Here is a 274-nt window from a genome sequence, read left to right as displayed (position 1 = left end):
ATGAGGAAATACCGCATAAAATTCCTAATGTGAATAGTTTTGTGAAGTGTTTTTTCATAATTGAAAATTCTTTGGTGTTTTTGAGGTTTAGATTAAAAATTTATTTCAAGCTTTTTGTGATGTTCCAGTTGTCGTTTCCTTTGAGAATATTTTCTGGTGTGTATTTTTTTCTTTCTTCTTTGCTTAATTGGTGTGACCATGAAACTCTTTTTGAAATATTAGATCCTGTTCCTTTTGAATTTGATTCTGCATAGAAAGTTGTTTTTTCTGCATC

Annotated in this window: 1 protein-coding gene; it reads right to left on the bottom strand. The window is 29.2% G+C overall.

What is annotated here, in order from left to right; translation table 11 throughout:
* Nucleotides 1–100: 100 nt before the first annotated feature.
* Nucleotides 101–274, bottom strand: a 174-nt coding sequence (locus SCA31_RS23395; RefSeq protein WP_410699411.1) for a pectinesterase family protein, incomplete at its 5' end; no start/stop codon positions are given.

It is taken from the genome of Chryseobacterium sp. SIMBA_028 (genome assembly GCF_046535285.1).
GTDB lineage: Bacteria > Bacteroidota > Bacteroidia > Flavobacteriales > Weeksellaceae > Chryseobacterium.
This window is presented reverse-complemented; position numbering and strand designations above follow the sequence as displayed.